Genomic DNA, 18,387 nt, shown 5'->3' with positions numbered 1-18,387 from the left:
TATGGATATTATGTTATTAGCACCTGAACTTGCCATTGTGGTTACAGGACTGGCAGTATTGCTTATCGGACTGTTCCTTCCGACAGACTCTAAAAAAGTTCTTGGCTATCTGGCATCACTTGGTGTCCTGGTTGCCCTGGCATTGACAGTTTCAAGTCTTGGAACAGAAGCAACATTGTTCAACAACACTGTAACGATTGATGCTCTGTCACAGTTCTTCAAGATAGTCTTCCTTGTGGTTTCATTGCTCTTCGCAATAGCAGGGATCAAATACACAGAAGGCCACAGCAACACTGAGGAATTCTATGCACTTGGACTCTTTGCTACAATCGGTATGATGTTCGTTGCATCAGCAAACGACCTTATGTTGCTCTTTGTAGCATTCGAACTTGCAAGTCTTGCAACATATGCACTTGCAGGGTTTGAGAAGAAGAACGCTAAGTCACTGGAAGCAGCCATGAAATATTTCATCATCGGTTCACTTTCAGCAGCACTCATGCTTCTTGGTATCTCATATGTCTACGGAGCAACCGGTACAACCAGCATTCCTGATATTGCAGCAAACTCCGGTGTACTTGTATCAAGTCCAATGGGAATTGTTGCAGTAGTTCTTCTGCTGGCAGGATTCGGTTTCAAAATCGCTCTTGTACCATTCCACATGTGGGCACCTGATACATACCAGGGTTCACCATCAGTTGTATCAGCACTGCTTGCAGCAGGCTCAAAGAAGATGGGTATCGTAGCAGCTCTCAAGGTATTTGTGGTTGCACTCATCGCTCTGAAAGCAGACTGGCAGATCGCTTTTGCAATACTTGCAGTTATCACAATGACATACGGTAACGTTGTAGCCCTAAAACAGACAAGTGTCAAGAGAATGCTTGCATACTCCTCACTTGCACAGGCAGGTTACATAACAATGGCATTTGTGGTACTCACACCAATGGCACTTGGCGGTGGTATATTCTATGCACTGTCACACGGTTTCATGAAGGCAGGAGCTTTCATTGCAACAGCAGCTGTTGGATACATGGTGCTTTCAGAGAACAAGGATTCAGCTGATCCAGACCACATTGACAACTTCAGAGGTCTTGGTAAGAGAATGCCAATAACTGCTCTCTGTATGACAATATTCGTATTTGCTCTTGCAGGTATTCCGCTTACAGCAGGTTACATGAGCAAGTTTGTATTGTTCTCATCAACCATCCAGTCAGGCTTTGTATGGCTCGCAGTAATTGCAATCCTTAACAGTGCAATTTCACTGGGCTACTATGCAAAGATTGTTAAGTACATGTACTTCCTGCCAACAGACAGTGAAAAGGTCTCAGAACCATTCCCATACACTCTTGCAATGATAATTGCAGCAGTCGGTGTACTTGTACTTGGTTTCTGGTCAGAGCCATTTATCCACTGGGCAATGGAAGCAGCATCAGTACTGATTACCGGAGGTATGTAATATGGCAGATTGTGACCTTTGTGGAGTAGCAATCCCAACAGTGGTTCCTGTAAGGGTATTCAAACCAAAGTACGAACACTCCTATCCACATGGAATGTGGCAGGGACTTTGTGAAGGATGCCTTAATGCAGGTAAAAAAGCCCACGATGCACTGGCAGAGTCTCCTAGTTGCGGAACAGCAGGTGTATGTGATTTCTGCGGTGCAATCGCACAGTTGCACGATGTAACGATCAGCAGACCCTCATTCTCAAAGGGTGCTGAAGATGATACCGTACAACTATGCAAGAAGTGTCTTGATTCAATCGATGAAGCACATGCTGCATGGGAAAAGCAAAAGGCTGAAGACGAACACGAACACCATTAAATTTTAAAATAGAAGACCGGCTTTGCCGGTCAACTCTTTTCTTTTTTTGATTATTTGTCTTTATTGTTGCTTTCGATATAGCACTTATTTGATTTCAAATCTGTAGAATTCTGTAATTGCTGTAATTTAGGATTCATCAACTTTCATCATGGATTACTAAATCTATCCCGTAGGGTCCGGCGAAGCCGGCACTTTCCCAGAAGATGAAACAAAACAAAACGCGTAGTACTTTTGAATGTGTTATTTACAAAATTAATGCGCATTTCCCAGTACTTGGAAGCAAAAATCCAATTATTTTTTGCAATATTTCTATGCAGTGGTATTGGAATGTGCCGCCTGCGGCGGATGGTCTCCTTGTATTTAGTTTACAGATTGTTTTTGTGTAACTCAATCAGTAAAAAAGCAGATACACTACACCCGTGAACGCCAGACTTGTTATTCCCATCACAGCACCACCCAGCGTATAACTCCTCAGAACCTCGGAAGTCTCCAGTTCCGCCAGATCCTTATATATCCAGAAGAACGGATCATTGAAGTGTGATATAAGAAACGTTCCTGATACCATAGAAAAAAGTACGATCTCAGGTGGCAACCCAAGAACCGGAACAAGAGGTATGACTATCGAAGGTGCAACCAGCATGGTAACAACACGGGAACCCTGCACACTTTGTATGGCAACTGCAACGAGGAAAGGAACAAGAATAGCAGGCAGAGGTAGTACTGCAAGGAGATTTCCCATTTCCTGTCCAACACCTGTCATTGCAAGGGTGGCACCAAGTGCGCCGCCTCCACACATGTCAAGGATTACAACACCGCTTCTTTTTATTGCTTTTTCAACCCATTCCCTGATCGGATTGAAGGTATACTGCCTGTAAGCAAAGAATATCGCCATGACAACTCCGATTAATAGTGCCATGTCAGGTTCACCCAGAATATCGAACAGGGAAATGTTCGTGAACACATCTGCAAGGATTAGTCCTACAGGAACTGCTATTGGTGAATAGGCAGCGATCCTTCCCGGGACTTTTACATTCTCATTTTCTGTTTCATTGTCAGTTATGAAATCGCTAACATCTCCTGTTTTACAGAATCTCATAGCATAGAAGTATCCAATAACAGAAACAATAAATGCAATTATAATTCCCGGAACAAGAATATCACTGGCATTTATTCCCAAATCATAAACTGCAGAATAAACAACCGGTGATGGATAAACAAGGTTATACGATGCCAGAGTTCCAAAAACAAGTACTGATGCTGTAAGGACTTTAGGAACTCCTTCCTTGATTCTTATTTCCTTTGCTACAGGGATGAATATCACATAGGAAAGAATGCAGCACATAAGGGGCACTGCGAAGATAAAACCAAGCACGTTCAGTCCTAAAAGTGGCTTTCTCGATATTCTCATAACATCTGACGCAATGAGCCTTGCCCCGCCTGTCTGGTGCAGAATGAGTCCGATTATACTTCCCGCGGCAATTATTATAGCAAATTTTGAGAATACTTTGCCCATTCCACTGGCAATTGCTTCAATAGTACCTGCTGATTCCCCTGCAAGAAAACCTACGACAACGGATGTTAAAATTAGCCCGAGAAAAGGATGTATCCTAAGATATGCTGTAAGATAAAGTATCAGTACAAGGGAAAAGACAAAAACTATCAGGGGGTCCATTATCAGAAAATCTGTTGTAGAGCAGTATAAGCCTTACCCTGAATCAGGCATACCACTCTACAGACTAAAATCTTAATCTTCAACATAAAGAAGATACAGGCAACTGTTCTCTCTCATCTCCATGAATCCCTGGGTTTCAGTGATTCCTGCTTTTTCGAGCAGGACCTTCTTCCATGATTCAGGTGGGAGTGCAATCTTTCCAGTGTATGCCTTTGCTGCTATCTGGGCATACTGAAGTGGTTTGCCATCGATCTTAATTCTCTTTGCAACTTCCTTGCGGTAAGTCTGGTGCATCATACATGCACTGTGCGCAGCGGAAGGCTGGATAGTGTGGTTGTAGTGATCGGTTGCTTCCATGTGAACCGGGTTGAAGTTCCCGATTCTCTTAATGTATTCTCTGATAGCTTTAGAGAATGGACATACCTTTGTGACAAAACCAAATTTGCTTATCTGGCCGATATGCTCAAATGATGAAAGAACGGATTCCCCGTTAATAACAGCATTTGCAAAGTCATCCCATGTACGGTATTCTTCCTCAGGAACAGATTTTGCCAGTGATTCTGCCTGGCCGACCATGTAATTGGTAAAACCTTCAACACCCTGTTTATCGGAAATATCCTCAAAGAACAGGAATACTGAAACATCAACAAAAGGGTTGGATTCTATATTTTCAGCCATTATGATCACCATTAGTCTATTATTTCCTCACCTGCACTCTTACCTTTTACAATAAGAGCGAACACGCAGGATGCGCTGCGAAGGATACTCTTTATGTGTCTCTCGTCAACATTGATCCTGGAAAGGTTTTCCTGTACCATTTTTACTTCACCGGTCATTCCCTTGTTTGCAAGATGCAGGCATTCAAGGGCCTGCTTTGCAACAGTTATATTGTTAGCTGCAACTTCCCTGAACTTCTGGTGGGTAATGCAGTAATTAGAAACTGCTGAGTCCCTGACACGGTTATTATAGCTGTCAGCCACATCTGTATCTGAATCCGGTATTGGGCCGATCCTTGAAATGAATCTGGCCATAGTAGGTGCTATTGGACATGTCTTTAAAGCATAGACATAACCGATGACATCTCCATCCTTATCTGTGATTGCGAGGTCAGTCTGGACATTAACATCACCTTCTACAGTGAGAGATGTCCTTCCATCCTTCATTGCCACATTAAAGGCAGGCCATCCTACGTATGCTTCCTTTCCCATTCTTTCTGCATAGCTCTCACCTACACGAAGCCAGTATTCTACGACACCTTCTGTTCCTGCTTTGCTGACCATGTCATCAACAAGCGAGTAAATTGCAATGTCCATCATAATTATAGGTCTCCTTTATCTCTCGGGTCCGATTAGTTATTATACAATATTTATATATTAATTGTTTTAATGGTTTTTATTCTTTGCCATTGAATTTATCTATATATATTAAAGTTATATTATTTTAATCCATTTAAGCTCCGGTTTATCCGGGTAAAGCTGTTCAGTGGTTTCATTATCCTCATCAATAATATTCTGAGCTTCTTCTTCAGATTTCACAGCCATTTCAAAAGGTGTTTCACCGGCAACGTCGTATCTGAGAATAAGTCTCCCATCCTCTGACAAGATAAGCCTAACACTATCTTTCTTCAGGGAATCCATTCCAAGTTCGTATCCTTTATGGCTCTCAGCCACCCAGGTTTTTATCTCAGTTTCTGTCTTGTTAAGAGCAGGTTTATAAGTTCTATTTCCACTGTCTGGAGTTTCTGTGCTGGCTGCCTGTAGATAGTCCTCATTCTCGTTTTTTACAAGAGAGTGTAACATCTGTGAAAACGTGTTTTCCCTGTTGCGGTCATCATTATTTGACCGTTCCAGATGCTGTGTCCAGATATTCTTCATATAGTTCAACCGTAAAACCTGATTCGTTATTAAAAAATTATTTAAGCATTTCATGGATGGAATTCTGCATCCTGTCTAAAGATTCACTATCCAGCAGCAGAAACATGTCACCATATATTGTACCGGCTCCAACATCTTTTTCAGATGAATAGACCATGAACATAGTTTCAATGTTAAGAATTCCCTCTGGTTCTTTCTGCATTTTTCCAAGTCCTTTTTTCAAAATATCATCAATAGTGCCGATGCTGATGTCGGGTACAGAGTGCATGATCTTAAGATCAAGGAAAGATGCAAGAGAATTCAGGTATGAGCCTGCAATAATGTTCCCGGTTTCAAGCAGTGCAGATTCATAGATACTTGGATCATCATCATGCTCAATACTCTGCAATAGCAAATTGCTAAGATAAACTGCATTACCAAATTCGAAAAGCATCATTGCAAGACCATTAAGATCCCCGTGAACCGGCATCATAATGCTGGTCATTGTGATAGAATCCGGTATCATATCGACAATAGCGGACGGCTCGAACAAACGTGCATCTGAAAGGTTTAGCTGGACTCTTTTCTCAATAAGTTTGGACAGGGAAGTAGTAGCATTTCCCATGCCTATACTGCCTATCTCCTTGAATGCATCAATTAGAAAATTGTCAAGTTGCCTGCTCATCAGAACTCAACCTTTTTTTCCTCAAGTATAACCTCTACATCCTGTTCCATGAAAAATTTCTCTCCTACATAGAATCTGATGTATTCCTCTTTTCCACCCTTTACAACACGGATCTTTGCATCCCTCTCTTCCGCAAGGTTCAGGAATAGGCCTTCGAATTTGGAAATGGTCTGTGAGTTATGTGCGTCCTTATTGATAAGACCTACAAGAACTAACTGACTTGCAGAGAAACGCTCTACCATTTCAGACATAAATTCATAGGTTCTCTGTTCACCGTCTGTCAGGATCAACTGGCTAATAGGTTCAAAGATAACAGCACAACCCTCGGGAAGCTTACTTGTAAGTTCAAAGAACTTCTCTATCTCATCTGCAGGCAATTTTACAATTCCATCTTCATTGCTTACATGTTTGCTTGTGGATGATATCTCGATGAACTTCATTGCGCCTATATCCATCAGATCTCCTATTTTCTCTTTGTACATTTCAGTACGTGGTTGTGTTGATACCAGAACAGTGTTCACCATTTCTCCATAAAGGCGAAGACAGATCTCTATGACAGAATCCTCATATCGGGTCTTGGGTGTGTATTCAATAAGTGTTGACCTGCTGAGAAGTTTTGACATCTGCTCTACTTCCGGCAGTTCTTCCATGTCATCTTCGGATTCAATAGGTTTTGTGAATACCATTCCCTCAATAAGGAAATCTCCAAGTTTTTCCCTTGGAATCGTCCTAAATGCCTGAAGCATCAAAAATCCGGCAGCGGCAAATATACTGGTATAGACAGCACTCCAGAAACCAAGGAACAGGAAAATCAGTTCTGTGATATCCTGATCCTGAGAACCAATAGCAATTGATGGGAATATTGAGGATGTGACAAGGAATATAGCTGTAAGTGCAAGAAGTAACCAGGCAATGGATCCTTTTTTAGTTTCAAAATAGACCTTTACCCAGAAGTATATTGCTGCCAATCCACACGCTAATGATATGGATATAAAAATTATGTGTGTTATAGTAATTTCCGGAGTTAACATCCTGCTGTCACCTATTATTCATCCATGTGATATATTATTACGTTGTATATATTAATATACTTTTATACCTTTCAGTGCGCTTTTGACAGTAAGTTCTCCGTTTTCAGTGTCAAGCACAATGGTACGTCCATAGTTCTGTCCAGTATCCTCAGCAACAATGGGTATCTTAAGTTGTTTCAAAGCATCCTTTGTAGCTGCTACGTTCCTTTCCCCTATGTTGAGCTGGGTTTTTGAATTAAATGAGAACATGCTTGCACCGCCTGCAATTTTTGCAATGGTCCGGTGCTTATATGCACCTGTTTCTACCATTTCATCCAGAAGTGCAGGTATTCCTGTATCTGCAAATTTAGCGATATTGTCTTTTGCTCTTGCATTCTCTATGCTTGGAAGCATAATATGCACCATACCGCCAACACCTGTGCTTTTGTCATACATTGAGATTCCCACACAAGATCCCAGTCCAAGAGTGGTGAGTTTTGCAGGTTTCTTTGCAACAGCGCTGTCAGCCATTCCCACTATTATCATGTTTATCTCGTACGCATTTCTTCTATCCTGTCGATGACTGATTGCAAAGAAGCTGTATCCAGAAGCATGTACATATCACCGCTCAGACTATGGTACTCATCTTCTCCTTTGATCTCAAACAAGGTTGTCAGGCCAAAGATGTGTTCGATCTTCCCGCTCATGTGTTTTTTTGCCTTCTCAAATATTTCATCAGTAGTACCTTCAGATATGACAGGAATTGAAGGTATGATTGAAAGGTTCAGGAATTTGGAAAGTGCGTTATAATAACTACCAGCAAGGATATTTGCAACCTCAATGAATGCGGATATTTTCATGTAATTGTCTTCAGCGCCGTCCTTTAGTAGCATATCAGCCAGGACATCGGAATGGTTTTTACCAAGAACCAGTATGAATCCGCCGTTCATATCTCCCATTACTCTGACTATAGCACCAACTTTTTCTGAATTAATATTCTCTGAAATATCCTGGGCTTTAAGCAATGTAAGGGAGGAACCGCTGACCTGTATTGACTTGCCCACAAGTTGTGAGAGTGCAGTTGTAGCATTTCCCATTCCAATATTTCCCACTTCATTTAATGCATCGTAATAGAACTTATCAAGTACTATGTTCATTCATTTCTCTCCTGTCAGATCATCTTTTCAATACGTTCAATAATAGTGTCCATGGAATCAGGATCAAACATTGTGAGGAAGAATCCATCTGTCCTGTTATCCTGAATTATGAACAGAGTGTCAAAAAGAAGCGCATGCTCTACTTTCTGACTCATCTCTATAAGTATCTGGTCAATTATGGCACCCAGCATGTCAAAGGTCTGCATTGGTGTGGAAATCTTTATGTTCAGACCCAGGAAATCAGATAATGAACTTACATAAGATCCTGCAAGAATATGGCCTACCTCTTCAATGAGTGATTGGTTAAGAGGTGTCAGAATATCCGTATTCTCTTCGTGAGTAATTATCTCACAGATTGTCTGAGCGGCTTCTTCAGGCAGCATCATAATGATGTATCCTTCAATATCACCATTAACATGCATGATAACCCCTGATACAACGTTAGCAGCTCCTCCAAGTACTTCCGGAACATCTTCTATAAGCTCAACTTTAAAGTCAGGAACTTCTATTTTTACTCCTGTTTCTATCATTTTGGAAAGCGATGTCACAGCGTTTCCAACGCCGATGTTCACAATTTCCCTCAGGGCACTTAACTGCAACTCGCTCAGGTTTGATATCTTATGTTTCATTTCCAAACTCCATGATTTACGTTTTAAGGATGCCATTTCCTGATATTATTTTCATGTCATTTCTGGTAATGTCATTTCTGGTAGATTCTCTCCTTGGAATTGTAAGGTTTGAATTTGTCCTTGGATGGTCCTATTAATGTCTCTGTCTTTCCCATCACAAAGAAACCATCTTTTCCAAGTGCATCGTAAAAGTCCATATATAACTGTTCTTGCAGTTCTTTCTGGAAATAAATAGTAACATTTCTACAGAAAACTGCATCAAACCCACTCATTTTTGGGCCTGATATCAGATCCTGTTTCTTGAACTGTGTGATCTTTTTCAGTTCATCTGAAACGATGTATTTTCCATCTTCCTTGGTAAAGTATTTCTTAAGAAAAGCAGGTCTGACATCTTTCATCTCTGCATCGGAATACACACCGCTCTGGGCTTTTAGGAGACTCTCCTTATCGATATCGGTGCCGGTGATCTTGATGTTATATTTATTGAAATCATGTCCTAGGAGATGATTCAATAACATTGCTATAGAATACGCTTCTACACCGATGGAACATCCTGCACTCCAAATTCTAATTGAACGCAGGCCGATGTTCTTTGATTTGATTATTGCTGGCAGTACTTCTTTTTCCACAATATCATACACTTCAGGATTCCTGAAAAAATTCGTAACATTGACTGTCAGTGTTTCCATAAGTTCTGGATACTCATTCTTGTCATTTTGCAGCAATTCTACATACTCTTTGTAATTCTTGACATTTGTTGCACGCAATCTGACATCGATCCTTCTTTTGAAGTGAGAGTCCTTATACTGGTTTGAATTAAATCCAAGGTTTTTCTGGATAAGGTTCTTCAGTATTTCGTAATACTCCTCTTCATTTTTCCCAACGGCTTTAAGCATTTTTTATACCTCTGCAAATTCTATTGTCACATTGTTTCCATCCCTCAAAGGGGTTGTAAATCTGGCAGGAACATTGTTCACAAGAAGTCTCATTCTCTTGCCCACAAGTTCTTCCTTTTTAATATCCATAAATTCGAACAGGTCCGAAAGTATCGGATCTGCATCTTCCCCCATTTTCAACGTGATGTTGTCCCCATCATCAATTCTATCAGAAAGAGATGCCCTTTTTCCATTAAGGCCAATTTGTGGCATTGATCCATCAAATACGATCTCATTGCCATTGAGTACGACGCTGATCTTTTTGCCTTCTTCAGGTTTGCCCAGGATGTTCTCGATCCTGTAATTAAACTCTGACTTTTCAATAAATATTATATCGTTATCCCTGATTGGTTGTTGTGAAAGTTCTTCTCTGTCAACAGAGTTACCATTAAGCCTGACTGAATAATTTATCCTGTCAAAATACTGGATATTATTATTGATCACAACTGATATCTTTTCAAGTTCATCATTTCCAAATTCCGCATTAAGAACGTCCTCCAGATTGGGAGTTCGTATCTTAATATCAGACCTGTCAGGTATTATATCGTCAAAAGATGCTTTTTTTCCATTTATGGTTACAAGAGGCGCCATCTCTATTTCCTTGTAGTTGACATTAATGTTAAGTTCGGTCTTCAGTTCCTGCATCTTTATCAGGTCTTTAACTTTCAGATGAGCATTTTTTCCATCCACTGGTGCTGTGAACTCAATAACAGAACCTTTGTGTACAGGGTCACCTAGACTTGCTTTTTTGCCATTGTGGAATATAGTAGCATGTTCACCCATATCTCCCTCAATGGTCCTGAATTCGGAATTAATTGTTAGGCTAAGTGCCATTCCGGGGCGTGGATAAAGACGTTTGACTTTCGCTGCAACAAGTGCATCCATAACAGAGAGTCCATTGATATCCATCAGGTGGATTTCCAGATCATTCACTGTCAGATCAATGAATTCTATGCCTTCATCAAGAATTGCCATACGGGCTATGCCAAGTGGTGTTATCATATCCGCACCGGTGACAATTCCAGTGTTATCTGACAGGCCTTCTATCTGTTTGGGAAGACGTGAACCAATTCTCTGCACAGGTATGTCTAGGTGTTTTGAAAGATGTTCTCTTAGTCCGACAGTCTGCGAACCTCCGCCTACAAGAGCCACTGCACGTGGAACTTTCTCATTGATCGACAATATCTCTTCGGCGATATGCATTGCAAGCTTATCCACTTCATGCTCTATGTCAGCTATTACCTGACTTACCGGGACTTCAGTGGTAACACCAAAGATGTCTTCAAGTTCAATTTTATCTTTGCTTGTAAGGGACCTTTTGATATTTTCTCCCTTCTTAAAATCAACCAGATAATAATCACATATAAAATCAGTAATTTCATCCCCTGCTTCAGGGACCATTCCATAACCAATAACGGTTCCGTTATCCGTAATTGCAATATCGGATGTTCCTGCTCCGATATCCACAAGCGCAATATTGAGTTTGCGCATGTCAGCAGGTATTGCAACATTAAGTGCTGCTATGGGTTCAAGGGTTACGCTTGAGGCTTCAAGTCCGCATCTGTCAAGTACAGCAAACATGCTACTTATTACAGCTTCCGGTAAAAAAGTAGCAAGTACTTCTAGTGTGACCGCACTTCCCTTTTGTCCTATTATATTGGAAATGCATTCTCCGTCAAGTTCGTAGCGAACAACCGAGTACCCAACACAATTAAATCCTTTATCATTTCCAAGTTCGTTGCCTGCACGTGCAACTGCTTCAAATTCCAGTTCAGAGATGTCCTCACGACTAATTTCTCTGTAAGGCATCTCTACTGAAACTTTTACTTTTGATGTTTTAAGTGCTCTTCCTGCAACGGCCACAGCAACTTTTGATAATTTACATCCGGTTTGTTTTTCCAGGTTCTTTCTGACCTCATCAACAACCATTGCAACTTTTTCTACATCATGAATTTGCCCATCCTGCATGCTGCGCTCGTTGTGTTCATGGACACACGCAGCTTTTATGTTGAGGTTCCCATCTTCTGTAACAAGTCCCACAACAGTTCTTGTTCCTATATCCAGGGCAAAATGGGCACTGTTCATCTTATCCCATCATTTTCTTCATGATAGCTGCCATAATTACATCCGTGGCACCGGGTTCAAAAAGCATGTTGAATTCGTTCTTTGAGTTTGTAGAAGGTATCAGACATTCACCTTTAACTACTATGAACTGGTCCGCAAGTTCTCCAATTTCCTGTTTGATGAAATCTCCTACTCCCTCCATGTTAACTTCCATGCTGGGATTTCCAATGTTGAGATTTATTCCAAGGAATTCATTTACAACACGCATATAAGCGCTGCAAAGATTTACTCCCATTTCGCGGAGCTTTTTGATCTGCGGCTCTTCTATCTTATTTGTGGATCCAATTGATTTTTTCATCAGCAGATCTGAAAATGATAGTGCTGAGAACTTAGGGAGTAGTATGAGGGTTCCTCCTGACACGTCACCTGTAATGTGAAGATGAATTCCAACCACACTCTTGTTCTTGCCTTCTTCATTGCTTTTTGCGATTATCTCATCCAGACTGAGCATTTCTACTACAGGGATATCGATTTTCACATCCCTGTTCACCATTTTTGAAAGTGAAGTGGCCAGATGTCCCATTCCAATATTTCCGGCCTCTTGAAATGCTCCTCTTGCCATTTCGTCCAATTCTGTCATATTATTCCCTCATCTTTAGATCAATGTAGCAATATCAAGGATAAGAGCAACACTTCCATCTCCCAGGATGGTTGCACCTGCGAATCCTTTCATATTTTTCAAAAGCTTATTATCAAGTGTCTTGATGATAACTTCCTGCTGTCCAAGAAGGTCATCAACTACCAGTCCGATGTTACTTCCCATCTTTTCTACAACCACAACGATGAGATTCTGTTTTTCTTCCTCTTCGGTGGGGCATTCAAGTACATCATGCAATCTTAGTAATGGAAGCACTTCTCCCCTGAGCATGATGACTTCTTTTCCTTCTATGGTCTTTATGTCGCTGGCTTTAATTCCTACATCACGGATTACATTTCCAAGAGGAATGGCATAAGTTTCACCGGCTACGGTAACCATGAGTGACTGAATGATCGCAACTGTCAACGGTAATTGTAGTTTCATTATGCTACCCTGGCCCGGTACGGAACTTATCTTTACACTTCCTCCCAGAGCTTCGATCTTTGTTTTGACTGCATCCATCCCGACACCTCTTCCAGAGATATCGGTGACTACCTTTGCTCCGCTAAAACCAGGCATGAATATAAGATTCAGTGCATCGTTGTCTGATAACTTATCAACTTCTTCTCTGGTCAAAAGGCCCTTTTTGACAGCTATGTCCCGCAGATGTCCAGGTTCCATTCCTTTACCGTCATCCTCTACCTCGATGAGAACACTGTTCCTCTGACGTGAAGCTGCCAGTCTTACAAGACCTGCTACAGGTTTTCCCAGTTGCTTACGCTCTTGTTCGGATTCGATTCCGTGGTCTACAGCATTTCTTAGAAGGTGAACCAGTGGATCGCCGATCTCATCCAGTACGGTCCTGTCCAGTTCGATCTCTTTACCTTCAATAATAAGATTGATCTGTTTTCCTTCAGACTTTGCAAGGTCTCGTACCATTCTCGGGAATCTGCTGAATATCTGGTCAATTGGGACCATTCTTGATTCCATTACCTCGGTCTGGATCTCATTTGTAAGCCTGTCAAGGTTTGCAAGGGATTCATCCAGATCCTTTGCATTAAGGTCAGATGCAAGCTGATTCAGCCTGATCTTGTTGATAATAAGTTCTCCTACAAGGTTCATCAGGTTGTCAAGGCGTTCTATATTAACTCTTACACTCTGTATGCTCTTGACAGCATCTGATCTCTTAACAGCAGAAGTATTTTTCTTTTCTTCAGTTTCTTCTGATTTCTTTTCCTGCTGCTTTTCTTCAACTCCTGAAGTTTCAGCAACTGTTGTAGGAATTACATCCTTAATCTCTGAGATCTTTTTAATAGTACCCACTATATCCTCATCTGCTGACTTTGTTGCGAAGATTACCGAAAATTCCAGATCAAATTTCTCATCTTCAAGTTCAGCTTCAGTTGGGACACATTTTATTATTTCTCCCATCTTGGATACATTGATAAGTACCAGTGTTGATCTGGCAGATTTCAGAACGCATGACTCATCAAGAATAACTTTCAGTGATACTACACGGTTACCTTCATCTATGGCATCCTGTATCGCTTGCTTTTCATTATCTGACAATTCAACATTGTCGATAACAGGAGCAACGTCTGTCTTTGTTTCTGCATCTGCTGTATTTTCGGGAATTTCCTTACCAATCTCATTTTGAATGGTATCGATACTTGCAGTTACAGATCCCTTGATCTCCTGTACCGGCATGGTTCCTTCCATAGCCTGTGCAAGAGTTGCCTGAAGATGTGCAATGTCTACTTCCTCTCCACTGTCAACAGCTTCAACGAGGGCTTCCAGCGTATCCAGGCATTCAAAAAGAATGTCTATTAATCCATTGCTCACTTCAACCTGTGATTTCCTAACCATGTCCATCAGGTTTTCCATTTCATGAGTAAGCTCTGCAATTGTGCTAAAACCCATTGTAGCCGACATTCCCTTCAGGGTATGCGCTGAACGGAACATGGTATTGATATATTCCAGATCATTGGGGTTTTGTTCAAGCCCCAGTAGTGAATCGTTAAGTTGTTGCAGATGTTCTTCTGATTCTGCTTTAAATATTTCTTTGTATTCTGACATATCCATGGTCACACCAACCCTGAGATCATAATGATCTTCTTATTCTCCAAACACATTTCAATCACCGGATGAATTCAGCATTCGTACTATTTCGGAAGAAACCTTTTCAAGAGGCACGATACTGTCAGCAAGTCCTCTCTGTACAACTGCTTTAGGCATACCATATACCACACATGACCTTTCATCTTCAGCAATTGCTTTTCCACCTGCTTTTTTAATTTCTTCAACTCCATCGGCACCATCGGCTCCCATTCCAGTCAGAACTGCTGATATTATGTTAGATCCATAGATAGGCACAAGTGATTTGAAGAGAATATTGGCACAAGGTCTTACTCCTTGTTCACGGGGTTTCTGGTTGAGTGTCACAACTTCATGGTGAACTCCACCTTTTTCAACAGATGTAATTTCCATGTGGTAATTTCCCGGTGCAAGATAGACATGTCCTGGATTGAGTACATCTCCTTCCTTGGCTTCGGTGACTGTCAGGGCAGACTGCCCGTCCAATCTTTGTGCCAGGGATGCTGTAAATCCTGCAGGCATATGCTGGACAATTACTACGGGTACTTTCAGATTACCTGGTAATTTAGGGACTACCTGTTCAAGAGCACGAGGGCCACCTGTAGAGGATGCGATGGCAATGATCTTTCCGCTTGCGTGGTGTATGCTTTTTGAAATAGTTTTCTTTGGTTTAGCTGGCAAAGGCTTACCTTTGTTTTCCCGGGATATTTTCACGTGTTCTTCCATGAATCCGAGTTTCTTCAGATCCACTTTTGAAGCCATCTTTACTTTTTTGCGGATCTCATCAGCAATATCCGCAATGTTAACGCTTATACTTCCCGAAGGTTTTTGAATGAAATCTACTGCTCCGTATTCGAATGCATTTAGTGTACTTTCCGCAGACCTGGAGTCGACCGCCGTTAACATGACTACCGGAGTTGGGCATTCGCTCATGATGTATCCAAGAGCGTGCAATCCGTCAAGTACAGGCATCTCAATATCCAAGGTCACCACATCCGGCCTGAGTTGTTCGACCTTCTCAACAGCTTCAAGACCGTTCCTGGCCGTAGCTATTACGTTTATTTCAGGGTCTTCTTTCAGGATATCCGAGACGACCTTTCGCATGAGTGCGGAGTCATCGACCACAAGTGCATTGATAGTCATGTTAGATTACTTTTCCAATTACTTCGAGAACTTTTGCTGCATCAAATGGTTTGACTATAAAGTCCAGTGCACCTGTTTTGAGTGCATCGGTGACAACCGACTGTTGTCCAATGGATGAACACATGACTACTTTAGCAGCCGGATCCATTTCCATTATCTTTTTGAGAGCATCGATTCCTTCCATATTTGGCATGACAATATCCATGAATACGAGCTCAGGCTTTACCTCCGGATATTTGTTTACAGCATCAAGCCCGTCAACACATTCGGCAACTACTTCATGACCATTTTTTGTTAATATGTCTTTGATGACCATGCGCATGAAGGCAGCATCATCCACAATCATTACTTTTACCATTTGTTCATATCTCCCATGTTTGGTATTGCATAACATGTGCAAAATTTGCACGATATTTGAGTAGAATATGGATTGTATTTCTACGTTATTATATAGTGTGTAATATAATATATTAATTTATTGTTGTTTTGAATTCCCATATTTATATAGACAAATCACAATTATAATTCCATATCTATGCGGGCTAAAAAATATGGTCTGTGCAAATTATGCAATTAAACTATATTGTGACTAGTATATAATATTTCTCGTTATATATTAATCTCTAAATATGGGTCGGACTATAATATTCCTACAAAAAACAGTATTTAAAATCCCTTAATTAATTCGCGATTGTCAGTAAAATAATAAGGAAACAGAACCTGACAATTACACTGATCCCGGTTGAAAATGCCACGATCTTTACACCTGTTTTCGGACCGAAAATAGATACGTATCTTGGTAACAATGTCCTTATACTGAATAACGGAAGCATGAACATACTTCCAAGCATTAGTACTATCATTGCCTGGACATAAGAAATACCGTTGTTACTGATCATTGGTCCAAGAAGGGATATTCCTAGAATAGGACTTGCAACATAGCTTGTAAGTGGCACTATACTTTCCGAAGGAATACCGAATATGTCTGCCAGGGGTAGCACGCTGAAGATCTCAAATGCACCGTTCTCTTTGAGATAGAATACAAGTGTTGTCATTGATAAGTAGATAATAGCTATTTTCTTGAACAACTTTTTATTACGTTTAAGGGATTTTTTGATAGCCTCAGTCAAAGTGACCTTTTTATCAGCAACTTTTTCATCGTACATACAATTGTTCTTTTCAAGGAATATCTTGCTTAGTATGATCACTGCACTAATTTTCACAATTGCTGTGATTATGAATACCATTACGTAGAAGCCGCCAACTATGGGTCCCAGTGCAGGTAGGACAATAGGAATCTGGTATGTGATAATTTCCCTTATGTATGCAGGAGTACTGTTTAGCACAGCACATAACATTGTCTCTTTTTCGTTGATACATCCATTTTCCTTGAAGTTGACAACCATACTATTAGCAGCAACAGTTGACCCCATTGCAACAAGAAATGAGGATGCACATGTGTCAGGGAGATTCGTATACTTAAAAAGAGGCCTGACAAGACCGGAGAACTTCTGCATAAAACCGAGCTCGATAAGAATTCCGGTACCGAACAATCCTACAAAGATCATAATAAGAATAGGAATGGCAAAGTCCAGTACTTTCAGAAAGATCGAGAACATGAAATATTGTACATTTCAGGTTGTAAATTAAACTATCTCTTCATTCATGCTGTTATTTCTGGTTAACCTGTTTCATTTTTATAGTTTAGGTGATAGAAAAACCTTATATTTATTGTAACGTATTGAAAGGTGGTGATTAAGCTGAAGAAAGACCTTATGAATATTCTTGCCTGCCCGATTTGCAAAGGAGACCTTGTCCTGAACATCGAAAAGGAAGATGCTAACGAGGTAATTTCAGGCACACTGTATTGTTCTGTTTGTAACGAGTACTATCCCATAGAGGAAGGTATTCCAAATATGCTTCCACCTGATCTCAGGGAATGAAACCGGTGAGGATTTTTAATTGCAGCAGGTTCATATCAACAGACTTGGAGTAAATTCTATTGAATTCGACACGGATACTGTTGAGTTACCATTATCTCCCGGCGAGGAACGCAGTTTTGAGGTTGTGCTTATAAATTACGGCGCTCCCACGCATGTCAATCTTTCTGTAAGCGATGCTTTGAGAGAAAATATCACAGTTCTTGAAGACAATCCTTATGTTAAACATGAGGAATATATACCTTTGATAGCACGAATTCCATATGATGGCAGGCTCTACACAAAAGGCCAGGTATATATTACTGTAGGTTATGGTTCAAAAAGACAAGGGTTTAACCTGAATCTTGGTCATCCGGGACCAAACGAGGCCAATTTTAGTGTTGATGTTGATGAATCACTTTACAAACCTGCGTCTTCCCAGAAACCAAAACAACCTTCAAAAGCATCAAAAACTTCTAAATCATCCCGATCATCAAAGTCTTCTTCCATGTTCGCAGAGGATCACTGGAGTGCTCAGCTTCCATCCATTTCTGCTGAAATGTTCAATTCTGCTTTCAAGGCAATTTCCCCATATTCAGGTGGAATCCTCAAATTTGTTATTTTACTGTTATTAGTTGCTTTATTCGTTTCATTTATACTATCACTTGATCTTGAACAGTTCTTTAGTTTCTATAATTCTGTTCTCTATTCGATCATACTGACATTTTTGATGGCTTATCTATTAATGAGACTTCCTAAATCTAAAAGATAA

The 18,387-nt window shown here is 40.7% G+C and carries 20 protein-coding genes; 4 read left to right on the top strand and 16 right to left on the bottom strand.

The genetic code is table 11. The annotated features are described in order from the left end of the window. The first annotated feature begins 1 nt into the window (after position 1). Together fpoN and fpoO are read left to right on the top strand one after the other, a co-directional pair. Entirely contained in the window at positions 2–1,453 is a 1,452-nt protein-coding gene (fpoN, locus tag BLP52_RS07830; RefSeq protein ID WP_394328633.1) for a F(420)H(2) dehydrogenase subunit N, read from the top strand. 1 nt (position 1,454) lies between these two features. Further along, positions 1,455–1,817: a F420H2 dehydrogenase subunit FpoO gene (fpoO, locus tag BLP52_RS07825; protein WP_091709913.1), complete on the top strand. Its 363-nt coding sequence runs from the start codon at positions 1,455–1,457 to the stop codon at positions 1,815–1,817. 391 nt (positions 1,818–2,208) lie between these two features. Here fpoO and BLP52_RS07820 read toward each other — a convergent pair whose 3' ends face one another. From BLP52_RS07820 to BLP52_RS07745, 16 genes are all read right to left on the bottom strand, one after another. Then, a complete protein-coding gene (locus BLP52_RS07820) occupies positions 2,209–3,489 on the bottom strand; it encodes a GntP family permease (protein WP_091709912.1) in 1,281 nt (426 codons plus the stop codon). Positions 3,490–3,561: 72 nt separating this feature from the next. Then, the gene (locus BLP52_RS07815; protein WP_091710008.1) at positions 3,562–4,167 is read right to left on the bottom strand and encodes a hypothetical protein; all 606 of its coding nucleotides are present in this window, start codon (positions 4,165–4,167) and stop codon (positions 3,562–3,564) included. Between the two features lie 11 nt (positions 4,168–4,178). Then, a complete protein-coding gene (locus BLP52_RS07810) occupies positions 4,179–4,805 on the bottom strand; it encodes a hypothetical protein (protein ID WP_023844375.1) in 627 nt (208 codons plus the stop codon). A 114-nt stretch (positions 4,806–4,919) separates the two neighbouring features. Then, entirely contained in the window at positions 4,920–5,363 is a 444-nt protein-coding gene (locus tag BLP52_RS07805) for a hypothetical protein (RefSeq protein ID WP_091709911.1), read from the bottom strand. A 37-nt stretch (positions 5,364–5,400) separates the two neighbouring features. Further along, positions 5,401–6,027 carry a chemotaxis protein CheC gene (locus BLP52_RS07800; RefSeq protein ID WP_091709910.1) on the bottom strand — a complete coding sequence of 209 codons (627 nt, stop codon included), beginning with the start codon at positions 6,025–6,027 and terminating at the stop codon, positions 5,401–5,403. After that, a complete protein-coding gene (locus tag BLP52_RS07795; RefSeq protein ID WP_238380760.1) occupies positions 6,027–6,995 on the bottom strand; it encodes a DUF3795 domain-containing protein in 969 nt (322 codons plus the stop codon). The genes BLP52_RS07800 and BLP52_RS07795 overlap by 1 nt, the downstream gene beginning before the upstream one ends. Positions 6,996–7,109: 114 nt before the next feature. Further along, the gene (locus BLP52_RS07790) at positions 7,110–7,583 is read right to left on the bottom strand and encodes a chemotaxis protein CheD (RefSeq protein WP_202905742.1); all 474 of its coding nucleotides are present in this window, start codon (positions 7,581–7,583) and stop codon (positions 7,110–7,112) included. Between the two features lie 2 nt (positions 7,584–7,585). Beyond that, entirely contained in the window at positions 7,586–8,194 is a 609-nt protein-coding gene (locus tag BLP52_RS07785; RefSeq protein WP_091710006.1) for a chemotaxis protein CheC, read from the bottom strand. Between the two features lie 14 nt (positions 8,195–8,208). Then, entirely contained in the window at positions 8,209–8,823 is a 615-nt protein-coding gene (locus BLP52_RS07780; protein WP_091709908.1) for a chemotaxis protein CheC, read from the bottom strand. 71 nt (positions 8,824–8,894) lie between these two features. Continuing rightward, on the bottom strand, positions 8,895–9,719 hold the full coding sequence (locus BLP52_RS07775; RefSeq protein ID WP_091709907.1) for a CheR family methyltransferase: 825 nt from the start codon (positions 9,717–9,719) through the stop codon (positions 8,895–8,897). Between the two features lie 3 nt (positions 9,720–9,722). Beyond that, positions 9,723–11,843: a cell division protein FtsA gene (locus BLP52_RS07770; protein WP_091709906.1), complete on the bottom strand. Its 2,121-nt coding sequence runs from the start codon at positions 11,841–11,843 to the stop codon at positions 9,723–9,725. A gap of 1 nt (position 11,844) precedes the next feature. Continuing rightward, the gene (locus BLP52_RS07765) at positions 11,845–12,462 is read right to left on the bottom strand and encodes a chemotaxis protein CheC (protein WP_091709905.1); all 618 of its coding nucleotides are present in this window, start codon (positions 12,460–12,462) and stop codon (positions 11,845–11,847) included. Positions 12,463–12,477: 15 nt separating this feature from the next. Beyond that, positions 12,478–14,541: a chemotaxis protein CheA gene (locus BLP52_RS07760; protein WP_091709904.1), complete on the bottom strand. Its 2,064-nt coding sequence runs from the start codon at positions 14,539–14,541 to the stop codon at positions 12,478–12,480. A gap of 51 nt (positions 14,542–14,592) precedes the next feature. Continuing rightward, complete coding sequence (locus tag BLP52_RS07755) at positions 14,593–15,696, bottom strand: protein-glutamate methylesterase/protein-glutamine glutaminase (protein WP_091709903.1); 1,104 nt, start codon at positions 15,694–15,696, stop codon at positions 14,593–14,595. Position 15,697: 1 nt separating this feature from the next. Next, complete coding sequence (locus BLP52_RS07750) at positions 15,698–16,054, bottom strand: response regulator (RefSeq protein ID WP_023844363.1); 357 nt, start codon at positions 16,052–16,054, stop codon at positions 15,698–15,700. A 322-nt stretch (positions 16,055–16,376) separates the two neighbouring features. Then, positions 16,377–17,315 (bottom strand): nucleoside recognition domain-containing protein, encoded by a 939-nt coding sequence (locus BLP52_RS07745; RefSeq protein WP_091709902.1) that lies wholly within the window; start codon positions 17,313–17,315, stop codon positions 16,377–16,379. A gap of 132 nt (positions 17,316–17,447) precedes the next feature. On the opposite strand from BLP52_RS07745, the gene BLP52_RS07740 reads away from it, so the two are divergent. Together BLP52_RS07740 and BLP52_RS07735 are read left to right on the top strand one after the other, a co-directional pair. Then, positions 17,448–17,639: a methytransferase partner Trm112 gene (locus BLP52_RS07740; protein WP_238380759.1), complete on the top strand. Its 192-nt coding sequence runs from the start codon at positions 17,448–17,450 to the stop codon at positions 17,637–17,639. A gap of 19 nt (positions 17,640–17,658) precedes the next feature. Beyond that, positions 17,659–18,387, top strand: coding sequence for a DUF7524 family protein (locus tag BLP52_RS07735; RefSeq protein ID WP_091709901.1), 729 nt, complete (start codon positions 17,659–17,661; stop codon positions 18,385–18,387).

The sequence above is a fragment of the Methanolobus vulcani genome, assembly GCF_900100715.1.
Lineage (GTDB): Archaea > Halobacteriota > Methanosarcinia > Methanosarcinales > Methanosarcinaceae > Methanolobus > Methanolobus vulcani.
Note: the sequence above shows the minus strand (reverse complement) of the source record. Positions and strands in the feature narration are given on the sequence as shown.